General features: G+C 37.2%; 16 protein-coding genes. 4 read left to right on the top strand and 12 right to left on the bottom strand.

Annotation, left to right across the window (positions count from 1 at the left end):
• Positions 1 to 57: 57 nt before the first annotated feature.
• The 8 genes from mqo to ACSHW7_RS11435 form a co-directional block, all read right to left on the bottom strand.
• On the bottom strand, positions 58 to 1,542 hold the full coding sequence (gene mqo / locus ACSHW7_RS11470; RefSeq protein ID WP_435679489.1) for a malate dehydrogenase (quinone): 1,485 nt from the start codon (positions 1,540 to 1,542) through the stop codon (positions 58 to 60).
• A 10-nt stretch (positions 1,543 to 1,552) separates the two neighbouring features.
• Positions 1,553 to 1,834 (bottom strand): DUF427 domain-containing protein, encoded by a 282-nt coding sequence (locus ACSHW7_RS11465; RefSeq protein WP_435679488.1) that lies wholly within the window; start codon positions 1,832 to 1,834, stop codon positions 1,553 to 1,555.
• A gap of 65 nt (positions 1,835 to 1,899) precedes the next feature.
• The gene (gene egtD, locus ACSHW7_RS11460) at positions 1,900 to 2,871 is read right to left on the bottom strand and encodes an L-histidine N(alpha)-methyltransferase (RefSeq protein WP_435679487.1); all 972 of its coding nucleotides are present in this window, start codon (positions 2,869 to 2,871) and stop codon (positions 1,900 to 1,902) included.
• 10 nt (positions 2,872 to 2,881) lie between these two features.
• A complete protein-coding gene (egtB, locus tag ACSHW7_RS11455) occupies positions 2,882 to 4,045 on the bottom strand; it encodes an ergothioneine biosynthesis protein EgtB (protein WP_435679486.1) in 1,164 nt (387 codons plus the stop codon).
• 83 nt (positions 4,046 to 4,128) lie between these two features.
• Entirely contained in the window at positions 4,129 to 4,353 is a 225-nt protein-coding gene (locus ACSHW7_RS11450; protein ID WP_435679485.1) for a hypothetical protein, read from the bottom strand.
• Complete coding sequence (locus ACSHW7_RS11445; RefSeq protein ID WP_435679484.1) at positions 4,335 to 4,643, bottom strand: hypothetical protein; 309 nt, start codon at positions 4,641 to 4,643, stop codon at positions 4,335 to 4,337. The genes ACSHW7_RS11450 and ACSHW7_RS11445 overlap by 19 nt, the downstream gene beginning before the upstream one ends.
• A 75-nt stretch (positions 4,644 to 4,718) precedes the next feature.
• Positions 4,719 to 5,153, bottom strand: a complete 435-nt coding sequence (locus ACSHW7_RS11440; RefSeq protein WP_435679483.1) for an energy transducer TonB — start codon at positions 5,151 to 5,153, stop codon at positions 4,719 to 4,721.
• Between the two features lie 15 nt (positions 5,154 to 5,168).
• A complete protein-coding gene (locus tag ACSHW7_RS11435) occupies positions 5,169 to 5,993 on the bottom strand; it encodes a thymidylate synthase (RefSeq protein ID WP_435679482.1) in 825 nt (274 codons plus the stop codon).
• Positions 5,994 to 6,120: 127 nt separating this feature from the next.
• Between ACSHW7_RS11435 and ACSHW7_RS11430 the strand changes: the two genes are divergently transcribed.
• Complete coding sequence (locus tag ACSHW7_RS11430; RefSeq protein ID WP_435679481.1) at positions 6,121 to 6,492, top strand: thymidylate synthase; 372 nt, start codon at positions 6,121 to 6,123, stop codon at positions 6,490 to 6,492.
• Positions 6,493 to 6,582: 90 nt separating this feature from the next.
• Here the strand turns inward: ACSHW7_RS11430 and ACSHW7_RS11425 are convergent, their stop codons facing one another.
• The 4 genes from ACSHW7_RS11425 to ACSHW7_RS11410 all read right to left on the bottom strand — a co-directional run bounded on the left by ACSHW7_RS11425 (position 6,583) and on the right by ACSHW7_RS11410 (position 10,891).
• On the bottom strand, positions 6,583 to 8,325 hold the full coding sequence (locus ACSHW7_RS11425) for a NupC/NupG family nucleoside CNT transporter (protein WP_435679480.1): 1,743 nt from the start codon (positions 8,323 to 8,325) through the stop codon (positions 6,583 to 6,585).
• A gap of 21 nt (positions 8,326 to 8,346) precedes the next feature.
• A complete protein-coding gene (locus ACSHW7_RS11420) occupies positions 8,347 to 8,970 on the bottom strand; it encodes a bifunctional nuclease domain-containing protein (protein WP_435679479.1) in 624 nt (207 codons plus the stop codon).
• Positions 8,971 to 9,087: 117 nt separating this feature from the next.
• Positions 9,088 to 10,056 (bottom strand): electron transfer flavoprotein subunit alpha/FixB family protein, encoded by a 969-nt coding sequence (locus ACSHW7_RS11415; RefSeq protein ID WP_435679478.1) that lies wholly within the window; start codon positions 10,054 to 10,056, stop codon positions 9,088 to 9,090.
• A 94-nt stretch (positions 10,057 to 10,150) separates the two neighbouring features.
• On the bottom strand, positions 10,151 to 10,891 hold the full coding sequence (locus tag ACSHW7_RS11410) for an electron transfer flavoprotein subunit beta/FixA family protein (protein ID WP_435679477.1): 741 nt from the start codon (positions 10,889 to 10,891) through the stop codon (positions 10,151 to 10,153).
• A gap of 348 nt (positions 10,892 to 11,239) precedes the next feature.
• Here ACSHW7_RS11410 and ACSHW7_RS11405 point away from each other — a divergent pair, with 348 nt between their 5' ends.
• From ACSHW7_RS11405 to ACSHW7_RS11395, 3 genes are all read left to right on the top strand, one after another.
• Positions 11,240 to 12,220 (top strand): pyruvate dehydrogenase complex E1 component subunit beta, encoded by a 981-nt coding sequence (locus ACSHW7_RS11405; protein WP_435679476.1) that lies wholly within the window; start codon positions 11,240 to 11,242, stop codon positions 12,218 to 12,220.
• 106 nt (positions 12,221 to 12,326) lie between these two features.
• On the top strand, positions 12,327 to 14,813 hold the full coding sequence (locus ACSHW7_RS11400; RefSeq protein ID WP_435679475.1) for a DUF5686 family protein: 2,487 nt from the start codon (positions 12,327 to 12,329) through the stop codon (positions 14,811 to 14,813).
• Between the two features lie 358 nt (positions 14,814 to 15,171).
• A complete protein-coding gene (locus ACSHW7_RS11395; protein ID WP_435679474.1) occupies positions 15,172 to 15,699 on the top strand; it encodes an inorganic diphosphatase in 528 nt (175 codons plus the stop codon).
• Positions 15,700 to 15,766 lie beyond the last annotated feature (67 nt).

Here is a 15,766-nt window from a genome sequence, read left to right as displayed (position 1 = left end):
AATTCTTGGAATGTTACAGTTTTTGAATTTTTTAATCTCTTGTTTTGAAGACTACCGCTATAATTGTAGCGCTTTTTTAGATTTCGCAAGTTGCGCTTCGAAGAGTTCTTTTGTCACTTCTTTGTTCCAAAATGGAATCATCGCTTCCAGTTTCTTTTTTCCTTCGTCACTCGAGGTTATTTCGGGAAAGGCTTTTTCTAAAACTTGAAGCATAATATAGGTTGCAGTAGAAGCGCCGGGAGATGCTCCTAACAAACAAGTAATTGCACCATTTTTGCTGCTGATAACTTCGGTGCCAAATTGTAGTTCGCCTTCTTTATATTCATTTTCCTTTATTATTTGAACCCTTTGACCGGCGTGGATGATTTTCCAATCTTCACTTTTTGCATCTTTTACAAATTTCCGCAGTTCATCCATTCTATCTTCAAAAGACATAGCCAATTGTTCGACTAAATATTTGGTGAGCGGTAAATTTTTCCAAAACGCTCCGAGCATGGGTGATATATTATCGAATTTTATGGATTTAAAAAGATCTAAATTTGAACCTTCTTTTAGAAATTTCGGACTAAAACCTGCAAAAGGACCAAATAATAATTCACGTTTGCCATCTATGTAGCGCGTATCTAAATGTGGTGTTGACATAGGAGGATCGTTGGGTCCAGCTTTGCTATACACTTTAGCATTGTGTTTATTGATGATTTCTTGGTTTTTGCAAACAAGCCATTGACCGCTCACGGGAAAACCTCCGTAGCCATCTTTTTCGTCTATTTCAACTTTTTGCAATAGTAACAAACTATAACCGCCTGCTCCAATAAAAACGTGATCAGCTTCAAGTTGGTGAGTTTTGTTTGTAAGTGTGTCTTTTACTTCTACCGTCCAGTCAAGATCTATATCTGGGTCAATATCTTTCACTTCCATATTGCAGTGAACGGGTGTGCTGTATTCAGTTTCTAGAATGTGGAAGAGTTGTTCTGTTAAAGAGCCAAAATTCATTTCTGCCCCGCGCCCCATTTTTGATGCTGCGAGTGCTTCGGTTGTTTCTCTATTATTCATTATCAATGGAAACCAAGTCGCCATTTTTTCGTGGTCACGCGTAAAGTCAATACTGTCGAACATAAAATGTTCTTTCATCGCATTATATCTTCTTTCTAGATAATCTGCATTGTCTTTTCCATATACCCAGCTGTGGTGTTTTACAGGATTTATAAATGTTTTAGGGTTTTTGATTAAATCGTTTTCAACCAAATAGCTCCAAAATTGTTTTGAGATTTCAAATTGTTTGCAAATGGAAACGGCTTTGCTAATATCAATGCCGTTTTCATCTTCTGGGCAGTAATTTAACTCGCATAGGGCCGAGTGTCCCGTACCGGCGTTATTCCAAGCAGCACTGCTTTCTTGGGCCACTTTGTCTAATCTTTCAAGGATTAATATGTTCAAGTCTGGCTTTAGGATTTTGGAAATCAAGGCAAGATTTGCACTCATGATTCCTCCGCCCACACAAATTAAATCGTAGTGCTTTTTTAGTTTTCTATCGGTAGCCATGTCGATTTTGTTATTCTGAAATTTCTACCCCTTTCCAAAAAGCGATATGTCCTTCAATAGGTTTTGCGGCATGCGACGTTTTAGAGTAGTACCACGCTGCATCTTTATTTGTTTTACCATCAACTTCAATGGAATAATAAGATGCTTCTCCTTTCCAAGGGCAGTGTGATGAGGTGTTACTTTCTTTAAAGTATTCCTTTTTGATAGCATTTGCTGGAAAGTAGTGGTTGTTTTCAATGACAACGGTGTCGTTGCTCTCAGCGATGATTAGATTATTCCATGTTGCTTTCATAATTACTGTTTTATTTATTTGCTTTTTCCGCTACTGAAATATTGAACTGGTATCAATTTTATTCTTTACTTTCTTTTTAGAAGATAATTTTTATAGTACTCTTTTGAATCTGTAAAATCAGTTATTATTTCAAGTCCTGCTTCATCGGCTAACCAAGCTACGGTTTTATCGTCGTATTTTTGTGAAATCTCTGTGTGTATGGTTTCCCATTCTTCAAAGTTAACGTCTAGATCTATTGCTTCAATTCTCACTTTTTGATGCTCGGTTGCTAATAAATAACTTTTAGCAGTACCTGTTTCTGGGTCATATACTTCCCAATGCTTAAATTTATCGAGATTGAAATTGGCATCCATTTTAGAATTGATTCTAGCTAAAAGATTTTTATTGAATGCTTCTGTGATCCCAGCAGCATCGTTGTAAGCGTCTAGAATTGTTTGCGGATTTTTCTTTTGGTCAAAGCCTATGAAGAGCATATCATCTTCATTCATTGTGTCTTTCAATTTTGTTAAAAAATCTATGGCACGTGGATGTAATAAGTTGCCAATGTTTGAACCCAAAAAGAGAATCACTTTTTTGCGACTTTTAAAAGTTTTTAATCGTTCAAGAACTTCAAAATATTCGCCTATTTCAGCATCTAAGTTAACCTTTGGGAGTTCCTTTGATAATTTTTCGGTGAGACTTTCTACTGCGTTTTTACTAATGTCAATGGGTTTGTAAGTGAAATTTGTTTCGGTTTCCGAGATTAATTTCAGTAAAATTTTTGTTTTTTTTCCATCTCCGGCACCTAATTCGATTAAATCATAGCCGCCCTTCACATTTCCGAAGTAATCAGCAATATCTTTTGTGTGTTTTGATAATATTTCGTGCTCACAATCTGTCAAATAATATTCTGGCATTGCCATTATATCTTGAAATAATTTGTCGCCTTTGCTATCGTAGATATATTTTGAGGAGAGGTATTTTGGGTATGCGGTAAGCCCTTTAAAAACTTCTTTTTTAAACGGTGTATCAAATTTTGATGGGTTTTTAGTATTCAAGAGCAGCTTTTTATTTAGCGAGTCTAATTCCTGTGTATTGCCAGCGAAGTTGTGGGTGGAAAAAATTGCGATAGGTCGCGCGCGTATGTTTTGGTGATGTTGCGACAGATCCACCTCTTAGTACTTTTTGATTAACCATAAATTTACCATTGTACTCGCCTATGGCACCTGCTTCTTTTTTGTAGCCGGGGTAGGGGAGATAGGAGCTTTCTGTCCACTCCCAGCGTTGTCCCCATTCAAAATGACTGTTAGCAGCTTCCCATTCAAATTCGGTGGGCAACCTATGACCACTCCATTGTGCGTAGGCGAAAGCTTCGTAATAAGAAATATGTTTTACAGGTCCATCCATGTCTAAGGGCATTAATCCTTTTAAGGTGTAATGGTGCCATGTGCCATCAACATTGTGCCAATACATAGGATGATTTGGTTGTGTTTCTTTGACCCATTCCCAACCTTCCATATGCCAAAAATTAAAATCTTTGTACCCTCCAGCCTCAATAAAATCAAGGTATTCTCTGTTGGTCACCAATTTATTTGAAATTAAGTAATCGTGGAGATACACTTTGTGGCGATTTACTTCATTGTCATAATGGAACTCTGTTGGGTTTTTGTGCCCAATTTCATAAATACCTTCTTCCATCGTAATCCATTCTCGTGTATGATTTTCGATGGTGCATTCGTCAAAAGAATCATTGTATTTGGGCTGAAATGGATTATTGCCAAGAATATATTTAATGTCTGTCATCAATAATTCTTGGTGTTGTTTTTCGTGGTGGATGCCCATGAGCAGGAGCTTTTCAACTTCTTCTGAAATGTCTTTCTGTAATAATTCCTTTAATTCATTGGTAACATAGTGTCTATAATCGTACACTTTCGCGACAGAGGGACGAGACATATTACCACGAGCACTACGAACAATGCGAGTGCCCACTCCCTCATAATAGCTGTTAAATGCAAAAGCAAAGTCTTTGTGAAAAAGTCTATATCCCGGTTTGTGGTGTTTTAAGATAAACTCTTCAAAAAACCATGTTGTGTGGCCCAAATGCCATTTAGGGGGCGACACATCCAGCGTGGGCTGTATGGTGTAGTCCTCAAGTTCTAAGGGCTTGCAAAGTGTTTCTGTTCTTTTACGCGTTTCAGTAAAAAGTGAAATTATATTTTCAGTAATAGTCATAAAAAAAGTGTCCAATTATGTAGACACTTTAAAGATACATAATCTATAAGGTTTAAGGAAAATGAGTCAACGTTAAACAGTTGTTAATTCTTCTTTTTTGCCTTCTTTTCAGCCTTCAATCTTTTACGCTTTTCTTTAGGGGTTTCAGTAATGTTACCTTCTATTTTAAACGAAATGGGCAGTGAATAGAGTACGCCAACAGGTTCTCCTTTTTGCTTGCCAGGAATCATTCTAGGGATTAGTTCAAGAACTCTCTTAGTTTCTTCCTCTAATTTTTTTCGAGGTCCTCTTACTCTAATTTTGTCCAATCTTCCCTTTTATTGATTCTAAATTGAGCATATATTTTTTGCAAACCAATTAGTCCTAAATTACTAGCAATTGACGTATTGAAATTTTGAACAACATGTTCTGTAATTTTAGCTGAAATACATTTTTTCAACGCCTCGTTTCCAATTTCATTTTCACAACCAGGATAGACAGGTACATTTTCAATTACAGCAAAAGCAACATCGCTATTGTCAATTTTTTCGTTTTCTTCCTGTGCATATGTTGCAATTGAAATGAATGCCAATAGAATAATAAGTGCCGTTTTTTCCATAATGATATCAATTAAAAAAGGTATGTAAATGTGATAATCATCTACATACCTTATAAGTTTTTTATGTTGTGTAATCTATTTGTTTGTCTTGAAATTAAAAGGAACGCTCATTTTAATGGCTCTTGGTTTTCCACCCATCATTCCTGGTTGAAGGGTAGGTATCTTTTCAATATTTGCTCGAGCAGCATCTTGAAGTCCTTTGTTACCGCCGGTTACATTTTTAACTTCAACGTTACCTTGTTCATTGATTACAAAATCAACCACTACACGCCCTTGAATGTTTTTCTTATACTCATCCATTGGGTATTTAAAATTCTTCACAATGTGTTGTGTTAGTTTTTGATTAAAACACTTATCTTTTTCAGACTCACTTCCAGAACATCCAGGCCAAACTGGCGCAATTTCTTTCATGGTAAGTGTGTTGTTTTTCATGGTACCCCATTCTGGGTCGTCTTGCGCAAACGTTGTTGCAGAAATGAGCACAAAAGCAAGTAGGAATAAATTTTTCATAAGCAATATTTGGGTTTAAATGGCAACAGCACCTTTAATGTGCGGATGCGGATTATAATCAATTAACGTAAAATCATCAAATTTAAAGCCAAAAATATCTTTTACTTTTGGATTAAGCAACATTTTCGGTAAAGGTCTTGGTTCCCGGGACAATTGAAGTTCAATTTGTTCCATGTGATTGTTGTAAATATGGGCATCCCCAAAGGTGTGGATAAAATCTCCAGCCTCATAGCCACAAACTTGCGCCATCATCATTGTAAAAAGAGCATACGATGCTATGTTAAAAGGAACACCCAAAAAGATATCTGCACTTCGTTGATATAATTGACAGGAAAGCTTTCCGTTAGCCACATAAAATTGGAAAAATGCATGGCAGGGTGGGAGTGCTGCTTTACCATTAGCAACATTCTCTGAAAATGAAACCGAAGTATTTGGCATTACACTCGGGTTCCAGGCACTAACTAACATCCTGCGACTGTCTGGATTTGTTTTTAGAGTTTTGATGATTTCAGAAATCTGGTCAATTTCTTCGCTATTCCAATTGCGCCATTGATGGCCATAAACAGGTCCTAAATCTCCTTTTTCGTCTGCCCATTCGTTCCAGATACGCACGCCGTTTTCTTGCAAATATTTAATATTTGTGTCTCCATTTAAAAACCATAAAAGCTCGTAAATAATAGATTTTAAATGTAGTTTTTTTGTTGTGACCATTGGAAAACCTTCACTCAAATCAAAACGCATTTGGTAACCAAACACACTTTTTGTTCCTGTACCAGTGCGGTCATGTTTTTGGGCTCCGTGTTCAACTACGTGTTTTATAAGGTCGTGATATTGCTTCATCTTAAATCTATTTTGAATGGTAAATTTAATTAACGGGCTTGGAGGGATAAAATTTTCGAGGAAGCGGTTTTAAATAAGTTATTAACTATTAATTTAATATTTGGGTGTTTTATTTTAAATTCGTTTTATGAAACAAAATTCAAATTCATTAAAAACCAACAATTTTACAATAGAATGTTATGATTCTTATTTGGTTTTTACTCTTAAGTCTAAAGAGATTACAACAGATTTAGCAAAGGAAATTCTTGGATTTGCAGATAACCACTATAAAAAAAGACCTTATGTTTTTATCTCGAATAGGGCCTTTTCTTCAAATGTTGACCCCAATGTTTATAAAGAAATTAATACTAAAGTTTTAGTTGGGATTGCTATAGTGAGTGAAGATCAAGAGGTTAGAAAAGAGACGATGCGCGAACAACAATTATTTGAAGGTTCTTTTAGTTTTTTTAAAACCGTGGAAGATGCCATTGATTGGGCTAAAACTGTAGTGAAGTCTTAAATTTTATTCTTTTCTCTTCGGAAATATTACATCCATTGAGATGATTTTGTTTTATTTCACAATGAGTGGACGAAAATAAAAGCTCTCCAATTAACCAATTATCATCCCTGCAATCGCTGCTGAAATTAGCGAAGCGATAGAGCCTCCAAGCAATGCTCTCATTCCAAATTTTGAAAGGACTTTTCTTTGTCCTGGTGCTAGTGAACCAATGCCACCAATTTGAATTCCAATAGAGGCAAAGTTTGCAAATCCACATAACATGTACGTTGCCATGATTACAGATTTTTCATAATTTAAGTGCATTTCATTGTTAAGGTTTTTCAATTCAGCAAGCTGAATATAGCCTACAAATTCGCTGGCGGCAAGTTTGATTCCAAGGAGTTGTCCCATCATCATTTTATCTTCGCTAGCCACACCAATGAGCCACATCAGAGGAGCGAAAATGGTGCCTAAAATGGCTTCGAGAGAAAGGGTTGGGTATTGAGTGTTTGCTACCATCCATTCATTGACACTCGTAATATCGCCCAAATAGCCAATAATGCCATTGAACATGGCAATAAAAGCCACAAATACCAAAAGCATTGCACCCACATTTACTGCAAGTCTTAGTCCTTCGGTAGTTCCATTTGCAATGGCATCGAGGATGTTTGAACCTATTTTATCTGAAGATACCGTAACATCTGTGTTGACTTCCTCAGTTTGTGGATAGAGTATTTTTGAAATTACTATCGCGCCCGGTGCTGCCATTACAGATGCTGCCAATAAGTGTTTTGCAAAGACCAATCGCAATGCTGGGTCGTCGCCACCAAGAAAACCAATATAAGCCGCAAGTACCGCTCCTGCTACGGTTGCCATACCGCCAATCATTACTAAAAGCATTTCGCTTTTGGTCATTTTTTCTAAATACGCTTTTATTAAAAGAGGTGCTTCGGTTTGACCGAGGAATATATTTCCAGCAACACTTAAACTTTCAGCTCCTGAAATTCGCAGTACTTTTGACAATAACCACCCAAAGGCTTTTACTACTTTTTGGATAATCCCTAAATAGAATAAAACCGATGTTAATGCCGAAAAGAAAATAATCGTGGGCAGTACTTGAAATGCAAAAATAAATCCAAAGGTATCCATATCAACAACGAGCCCTTCAAATAAAAACTTACTCCCGGCTCTGGTGAAATCTAAAATATTGATGAAAACCTTTCCAATAGCTTCAAAAATGCTTTGAATGAATGGTACTTTTAACACCCCGATTGCGATAACCAATTGAAATGCGAGCCCAAGAATTACAGTACGCCAGCTTATTGCTTTTTTATTTGCGCTAAAAAGGAATGCAATAAAGATAAGAGAAATCATCCCTAAAGCACCTCTCCAAAAACTATTAAACGAAAATCCTTGTGAGGGAATAAAAGTATCAGCTTCCCCATTAGCGCTTCCATTTTCTTCGGAAACTTCAAGTGAAGTCAACTCGTTTGCTGTCGTGGCAATGGGTGTCGTAAATTTATATGTGTTGTTGTTTTCAGTTAATGAAAGAGCAGTGTCATTAAGCTGGGTTACTCTAAATCTGCGTGTAGTGTCGTTGGGTTGGTTAAAAAAGAAAACCAATAAATTATTTTGATAGATATAATCTCCCGAAGCTTTTAAATTGTTTGCTGAAATTTTATAGTTGAAAGTTCCGTTGTCTAGATTCAAAAAATCTTGATTTGGAGTGATTTCAAAAACCGAAGTCCCATTTTCCGAAGTCACACTTTCAAAATTCCATTTCTTTTCAATCGTTTGCCCGGTCACATTTCCGAAGAAAAAAAGGAGGATTACAAAACTCAATAAATACTTCATAAAAAATTGATTGGGTGTTTATTACCGCTTTGAGATCTCATCTCTTATTCTTGCGGCACTTTCGTAGTCTTCGTTGGCAACCGCTTCTGCCAAAAGCGATTTTAAATCTTTTAGCGTCGTGTTTTTGTAATCATTTGTCGCAGTGCTCAATGATTCTTTGTCGTCGTCAAACAGCAATTCTTCAATCACGGCATCTTTGTCAACATCCTCTTTGTCTTTCTTTTTCTTACCCGTTTTAAGATAAATCCCTGCGGTATCAAGAATACCCTTATATGTAAAAATGGGCGCCTTAAACCGAAGTGCCAATGCGATGGCATCACTTGTTCTTGCGTCAATAATTTCCTCTATGCCATCCCTTTCGCAAATGATGCTGGAGTAAAAAACCCCGTCAACGAGTTTGTGAATGATGACCTGTTTTACAACAATTTCATAGCGGTCTGCAAAGTTTTTAAACAAATCATGTGTCAAAGGGCGTGGTGGCATGATTTCTTTTTCGAGTGCAATGGCGATGGATTGGGCTTCAAACGCACCAATTACGATTGGGAGTTTTCGGTCTCCGTCCACTTCGCTCAAAATGAGCGCGTAAGCGCCATTTTGTGTTTGGCTGTAAGAGATTCCTTTAATGTTTAATCGAACTAAACTCATTTTTAGTGTGAAATATTCAGTGGCAGAGCGCAGTAGTGCGAACTGAAAAAAGGCTGTTTAAACAGGAGGTTGTCCGTATTTAAACAGCCTTTTTTGAAAGGCACAAATTAATAAAAATTATGCGTTTTGTGCTTTAAAAACTTTCAATTTTTCGTTGAGCTGTGGGATAATCTCAAAAGCATCTCCAACGATACCGTAATCTGCTGCTTTAAAGAAAGGAGCTTCTGGATCTGTATTGATGACCACTTTTGTTTTTGAAGCGTTGATTCCAGCAAGGTGCTGGATGGCTCCACTTATCCCAATAGCGATGTATAAATTTGATGCTACAGGTTTTCCTGTTTGCCCTACGTGCTCTCCGTGGGGTCTCCAACCCATGTCGCTCACCGGCTTTGAACAAGCAGTTGCTGCTCCTAGAATATCAGCTAGCTCCTCAATCATCCCCCAGTTTTCAGGACCTTTTAATCCACGACCTGCCGACACAACTATTTCGGCATCAGCGATTGTTACCTTGTCTGTTGCTTTATCTACTGAAACTACTTTTGTTGAAAAGTCGTCGTCAGATAATGATGGGCTAAAAGCTTCGGCAGCTGCTGCGCTACTATTTTCTTTTAATCCGAAAGCATTTTTACCAAGTCCAACAACTTTAATGGCTGTGGAAATTTCGGTTACCGAAAAAGCTTTATTTGTAAATACGCTGTGCTTAACCTTAAATGGAGATGTGCTTTCTGGAGCGCTCACTACATTTGGCACGTAGCCAGCTTCTAGATTTACAGCTACTAAAGGTGCCATAAATTTTGCATTAGCACTCTGTGAAAGAACAACCACTTGCGAGCCTTCTGCCTTTGCTGCTTGTGCAATAACATCGGCATACGCTTCTGCGTTAAAATTGTTCAATTTATCGTTTGAAACTTCTAACACTTTGTCAGCACCATACGTTCCTAATTGTGACGCATCGCCTCCATTAACAGAAACAGCTGTAACAGAAGTTCCCATACTTTCAGCAATTGCTTTTGCGTAAGAGACAACCTCTAACGCTGTTTTTTTGAATGAACCGTTTTCAGATTCTGTATATACTAATACGCTCATTATATTATATTTTATTATGTGACTGGGCAGCCCTCATTGTCTTCGACATTTCTCCCAGAGGGAGAAAAATAATTCTACCCACTATAATTTATTCCTAGATTACTTTTGCTTCGTTGTGTAGTAAATTGATAAGGTCATCTACATTGTCCACTAACTTTACAGCACCTTTTGGCGCTGGCTTTTCAAATACAACTGTATTTGTTTCAGCGTTAGCATCTACCGCTTCTTTAACATGTAAAGGCTTGCTACGTGCCTGCATGATTCCACGCATGTTAGGGATGCGAAGGTCGCTTTCCTCAACAAGACCTTTTTGACCACCCACTACTAATGGAAGCGTGGTACTTATTGTTTCTTTTCCGCCGTCAATTTCTCTAATAGCAGTTGCATTTGTTCCTTCAACTTCTAAACTAATACATGTGTTTACAAAATTAGCATCAACCATTTTAGCAAGCATTCCTGGAACCATCCCTCCATTGTAATCAATAGACTCACGACCGCCAATCACTAAATCGTAACCCCCTTCTTTTACAACATTTGCAAGTTGCTTTGCTACACTATAGCCGTCGGTAGCCGGAGTGTTCACTCTAATGGCTTCATCAGCACCAATAGCTAAAGCTTTGCGTAACGTAGGTTCGGTTTCTGGTCCTCCCACATTTACAACGTGCACACTTGCACCTTGTTTTTCTTTGAACCACATGGCACGAGTTAAGCCAAACTCATCGTTTGGGTTGATAACAAAATTAACACCGGCAGTGTCAAATTTTGTATCACCATCTGTGAAATTTATCTTTGAAGTAGTGTCAGGTACATGACTGATACAAACTAATATTTTCATATAAATGTCCTGCGTGAGCAGGATAAATTTTAATTAAACTTCCTTTGATTTACTTTGAATTTTCTTCGGAAATAGTATATCCCGAAAAATTGGATAACAAAGATAATGAATAAAACTTTGATTTACTATGCATGCATAGTATTTTTTTGATGAATGTTTGGTTTTTGATCTAATTTAAAATTTTGATTAAGAGGTATCGAGTACGGTTAAATAATACTATTTTTGTTCTTCGGAAATTTTTCACACCCTTAAAATTTCCGAAGTGATTAAAGTATTGTTGAAATTTCGGTTTTGCTGAAATGCAACTATTAAGATTAATTAAAATCCCCTTATAAGCGGGCACTGAAGATGAAAACACTACAATTTAGAGAGGCCATTTGTGAAGCAATGAGCGAAGAAATGCGCAAGGACGAGTCTATTTATTTAATGGGCGAAGAAGTTGCTGAATATAACGGAGCGTACAAGGCGAGTAAAGGAATGCTGGATGAGTTTGGTGCTAAGCGTGTTATTGATACACCAATTGCAGAGCTTGGTTTTGCTGGGATTGCCATAGGTAGTGCGATGAACGGAAATCGTCCCATCGTTGAATATATGACGTTCAACTTCTCTTTGGTTGGTATTGACCAGATTATCAATAACGCGGCGAAAATTAGACAAATGAGCGGTGGCCAATTTAACTGCCCTATCGTTTTTAGAGGTCCAACGGCAAGTGCTGGACAGCTAGCGGCAACGCACTCACAGGCTTTTGAAAACTGGTTTGCAAATACTCCCGGTCTAAAAGTGGTTGTACCTTCAAATCCTGCTGATGCAAAAGGATTGTTGAAAAGCGCCATTAGAGATAACGACCCAGTGATTTTTATGGAGAGCGAGCAGATGTACGGCGATAAAGGCGAAGTGCCAGAGGGAGAATACTTAATTCCTTTAGGCGTAGCCGAAATCAAACGAAAAGGAAAAGACGTAACCATTGTTTCATTTGGGAAGATTATCAAAGAAGCATACAAAGCTGCCGAAGAATTAGAAAAAGAAGGCATCGAGTGCGAAATTATTGATCTTCGTACCGTTCGCCCCATGGACCACGATGCGATATTAGAATCGGTTAAAAAGACAAACAGATTAGTCATTCTTGAAGAAGCCTGGCCTTTTGGAAACGTAGCTACCGAAATTACATACCAAGTACAAAGCCAGGCCTTTGATTATCTTGATGCGCCCATCGTAAAAATTAATACAGCAGATACTCCAGCGCCCTATTCTCCAGCCTTGTTGAAAGAATGGATTCCCAATAGTGACGATGTGGTAAAAGCAGTGAAAAAAGTAATGTACAAGGATTAAAAGAGTTATGGTTTGTAACGTAAGTTTTAAGATTTCTTTACGATAAAACCGAAAACAATACCATTTATTTGCAATGGCGAACTGCTGAGTTCGCCATACCTATTTTATGAAGCAATTAATTACAATTTTATTTTTATTTATTTCGGCTGTGATTTACTCGCAGACAAAGGTAAGTGGTGTCATTAAAGATACTGATGGAGCTCCGGTTCCTTTCGCCAATGTTGTTTTTAAAGACTCTTATGAAGGCACTATCTCAAACGAAGATGGGCGCTTTTATCTTGAGAGTGATGAGAAATATACGACGGTTGTATTTTCCTTTGTTGGTTTTGTAACTAAAGAAGTAACCCTTGAAGCTCGTTCCAATTATAAAATGGAAGTCGTACTAGATCAAGAAGCTGCGGCGCTTGACGAAGTAGTTCTCTTTAGCGGAAAACAATCCAAAAAGAACAATCCTGCCATCGATATCCTCCGTAAAATCTGGGAAAACCGAAGAGAAAACGGAGTTAAAAAATTCAACCAATACGCTTATGACAAGTACGAAAAGCTTGAATTTGATTTAAACACAATCGATAGTACTTTGATTAAAAATCGGATTTTCAAAGGGATGGAATTTATCTTCGAAGAGGTGGATACTTCAAATATTACAGGAAATACGTACCTCCCCATCTTTATTAATGAAGCATTTTCCAAAGTATATGGCGATAACCTCATAAATGAGGAGAAAGAAATCCTTGAAGGAAACAAAGCCTCTGGATTTGAAAATAATAATACGCTCATCGCCTTTTTGAAAGATTTGTATAGCGACTATGATGTGTACGACAACTATTTAAAGTTTTTTGACAAAGCATTTACAAGTCCATTATCTCGTACAGGAATTGACGTATATAATTATGTTTTACTTGATAGTGCCTATCGTGGAGATAAGTGGTGTTACAATATTGTCTACTATCCGCGACGTAAAAACGAACTCACGTTTAAAGGAGATTTTTGGGTAAACGATTCTACTTGGGCGATTAAAGAAATCAATCTTCAAGCTTCAAAAAGTGCCAATGTAAACTGGATTAGAGAGGTTTACATAGAGCAGGAATTTGATGTATTAAACGATTCTATCTTTTTGATTACTCGTGATTATTTTATGAGTGATTTCAGTTTAAGGGATAAAGAAGATGCAAAAGGTATCTACGGAAGAAGAACAACCCTTTACGATGATTATACTTTTGACATTCCAAAGGATAAAAAGTTTTACAAAAATCAAATTGATCCTTATCAATATGAAGTCTATAATCGACCCGATGAATTTTGGGAAGAAAGACGGATGGAAGAGTTGAACAAAGACGAAAAGAGCGTCTATAAAATGCTCGATACGTTGAAAACAGTTCCTCGATTTAAAGCACTATATAGTATAGGTTCGGTATTGGCTTCGGGATATTATGAGGTTGATAATTTTGATATTGGCCCCGTTTTTAGCATTGTGGGCTTTAACGAAGCCGAAGGTTTTAGACTTCGATTGGGCGGACGGACTTATTTTTCACAAAATGATTTATGGAGGTTTGAAGGTTTTGGGGCGTATGGTTTCAGAGATCAGCGTTTTAAATACGGGCTTTCTGGAAAAGTACTTTTAGACAGAAAAACGAGACTGACTGCTTATGGTGGTTTTAGAAAAGACGTTGAGCAAACAGGCGCAAGTTTAACCACAACAACCGATGTTTTGGGCCGAAATTTAGCCTCTTCATCTCTTATAACCGTTGGTGCAAACGACAGGTTGACGCGAATTAAATTAGCGACCGTAGGATTTTCAGTAGAGCCAGCTAAAAATGTAAATCTAAGACTCACAGGTTCGTATAGAACATTAAGTTCTGCGACTGATACTTTTTCAATCGACTATTTATCTGAAGATGGAACGATAGCATCAGATGTAAGTCAGCCCGAAATTGAACTTGGATTATTTTATACCCCCAAACGTAAAACTTCAGGCTATGGCGTGGAGCGCACGGTGATAAACAGTGGCGATTTTGCCAATATTTATTTAGGGTACACTTATGGACTTAAAGATGTTTTAGGTGGTGATTTTGAATACAAGCGATTACAAGGGTTGTACACGCAGCCTTGGAATATTGGTGGTTTGGGTAGATTGACTTCCACAATTGAACTAGGTAAAACCTTTGGAGATGTCAACCTTAGTTTACTGAATCCAATCCCTGGAAACCAGACGTTATTCAGTATTTATAATACATTCTCGCAACTTGATTTTTACGAATTTGTAAGTGATGAATATGCATCTCTACACTTGCAGCACAATTTTGGGGGTCGAATATTCCAGCGTATCCCGTGGATTCGGGATTTAAATTTGAGAGAGGTCATCGGGTTTAGAACGGTGATTGGTAACATTAGCCAATCAAATATTGACATCAATCGTTCAAATATTATTTACCAAGCACCCACGCAGCCGTATTATGAATACAGTATAGGTATTGGTAATATTTTTAAAATATTCCGCATCGATTTCAACGTTCGTGGAAACTATCTCAACGAGGTTGAAAATCCAGGAGCACGTAAATATGGTGTGACCGGCGTATTTGGATTTGATTTTTAAAATAAATAGTTTCGAAGAAGATTGTAAAAGCTCCTTCCCTTCCAAAGGGAAGGTGGGCAGCCTTGCTGTTCGGAAGGGTTAGCGAAATTCTCTGTGTGTAAAATAATCTCTTAAATATTTTATTTTCGAATTTGTGAATGAGTCATATCATTGATGCGCATTGTCAAAATTTGCCGAACCACCCCGCTTCAGCAAAGCTGAAATACCCCTCCTTTGAAAGTAGGGGAACTCTAAGTAAAATAAAAAATAAATCTTCAGTCGTCAACGCTTCAAATTTCAGTATTTTTGCACCCCGAAAAAAAGGTCATTTTCTACGGAAATGTGATAAAAGATTTAATATTTCAGAAATAAAAAATATATGACACCTTCAAAAAAGATAACTTTTGATGTTTTAATAGAGATACCAAAAGGTAGCCGAAACAAATATGAATACGATTTTGATTTAAAGAAAATACGTTTTGACCGCATGCTCTTTTCGTCAATGATGTATCCAGGGGATTATGGTTTTATACCAGAAACTTTAGCGCTTGATGGCGATCCATTAGATGTATTGGTAATGGGTACAGAACCTACGTTTCCAAACTGTGTTATGGAAGTAAAGCCCATAGGTGTTTTTCACATGGCCGATGAAAAAGGACCCGATGAGAAAATAATATGTGTTCCAGTGACAGACCCTATTTGGAATAGCTACAATGACCTAGCAGATTTGAATCCGCATAGAATAAAAGAAATCACTCATTTTTTTCAAGTATATAAAGACCTTGAAAAAAAGAAAGTAGATGTTGGTGGTTGGGGAGATGCGAATGAAGCGTACGAAATTTTTTATAAATGTGTGAAACGTTATGAAAACAGCGAACATAAAGCAAAAGGAAATTTTGTGATTTAGAAATTTCAGAATAAAAATAAGATAAAGCCCTGTTAATTAGTTATTAGCGGGGCTTTTGCAATGTCGT

Source organism: Patiriisocius sp. (assembly GCF_051252435.1).
In the GTDB taxonomy this organism is placed as follows: Bacteria; Bacteroidota; Bacteroidia; order Flavobacteriales; family Flavobacteriaceae; genus Patiriisocius.
This window is presented reverse-complemented; position numbering and strand designations above follow the sequence as displayed.

Bases quoted from the DNA above. Each gene is read 5' to 3' on its own strand.
- mqo (WP_435679489.1), bottom strand. From the start codon at position 1,542: ATGGCTACCGATAGAAAACTAAAAAAGCACTACGATTTAATTTGTGTG.
- ACSHW7_RS11465 (WP_435679488.1), bottom strand. From the start codon at position 1,834: ATGAAAGCAACATGGAATAATCTAATCATCGCTGAGAGCAACGACACC.
- egtB (WP_435679486.1), bottom strand. From the start codon at position 4,045: ATGACTATTACTGAAAATATAATTTCACTTTTTACTGAAACGCGTAAA.
- ACSHW7_RS11445 (WP_435679484.1), bottom strand. From the start codon at position 4,643: ATGGAAAAAACGGCACTTATTATTCTATTGGCATTCATTTCAATTGCA.
- ACSHW7_RS11440 (WP_435679483.1), bottom strand. From the start codon at position 5,153: ATGAAAAATTTATTCCTACTTGCTTTTGTGCTCATTTCTGCAACAACG.
- ACSHW7_RS11435 (WP_435679482.1), bottom strand. From the start codon at position 5,993: ATGAAGCAATATCACGACCTTATAAAACACGTAGTTGAACACGGAGCC.
- ACSHW7_RS11430 (WP_435679481.1), top strand. From the start codon at position 6,121: ATGAAACAAAATTCAAATTCATTAAAAACCAACAATTTTACAATAGAA.
- ACSHW7_RS11425 (WP_435679480.1), bottom strand. From the start codon at position 8,325: ATGAAGTATTTATTGAGTTTTGTAATCCTCCTTTTTTTCTTCGGAAAT.
- ACSHW7_RS11420 (WP_435679479.1), bottom strand. From the start codon at position 8,970: ATGAGTTTAGTTCGATTAAACATTAAAGGAATCTCTTACAGCCAAACA.
- ACSHW7_RS11415 (WP_435679478.1), bottom strand. From the start codon at position 10,056: ATGAGCGTATTAGTATATACAGAATCTGAAAACGGTTCATTCAAAAAA.
- ACSHW7_RS11410 (WP_435679477.1), bottom strand. From the start codon at position 10,891: ATGAAAATATTAGTTTGTATCAGTCATGTACCTGACACTACTTCAAAG.
- ACSHW7_RS11405 (WP_435679476.1), top strand. From the start codon at position 11,240: ATGAAAACACTACAATTTAGAGAGGCCATTTGTGAAGCAATGAGCGAA.
- ACSHW7_RS11400 (WP_435679475.1), top strand. From the start codon at position 12,327: ATGAAGCAATTAATTACAATTTTATTTTTATTTATTTCGGCTGTGATT.
- ACSHW7_RS11395 (WP_435679474.1), top strand. From the start codon at position 15,172: ATGACACCTTCAAAAAAGATAACTTTTGATGTTTTAATAGAGATACCA.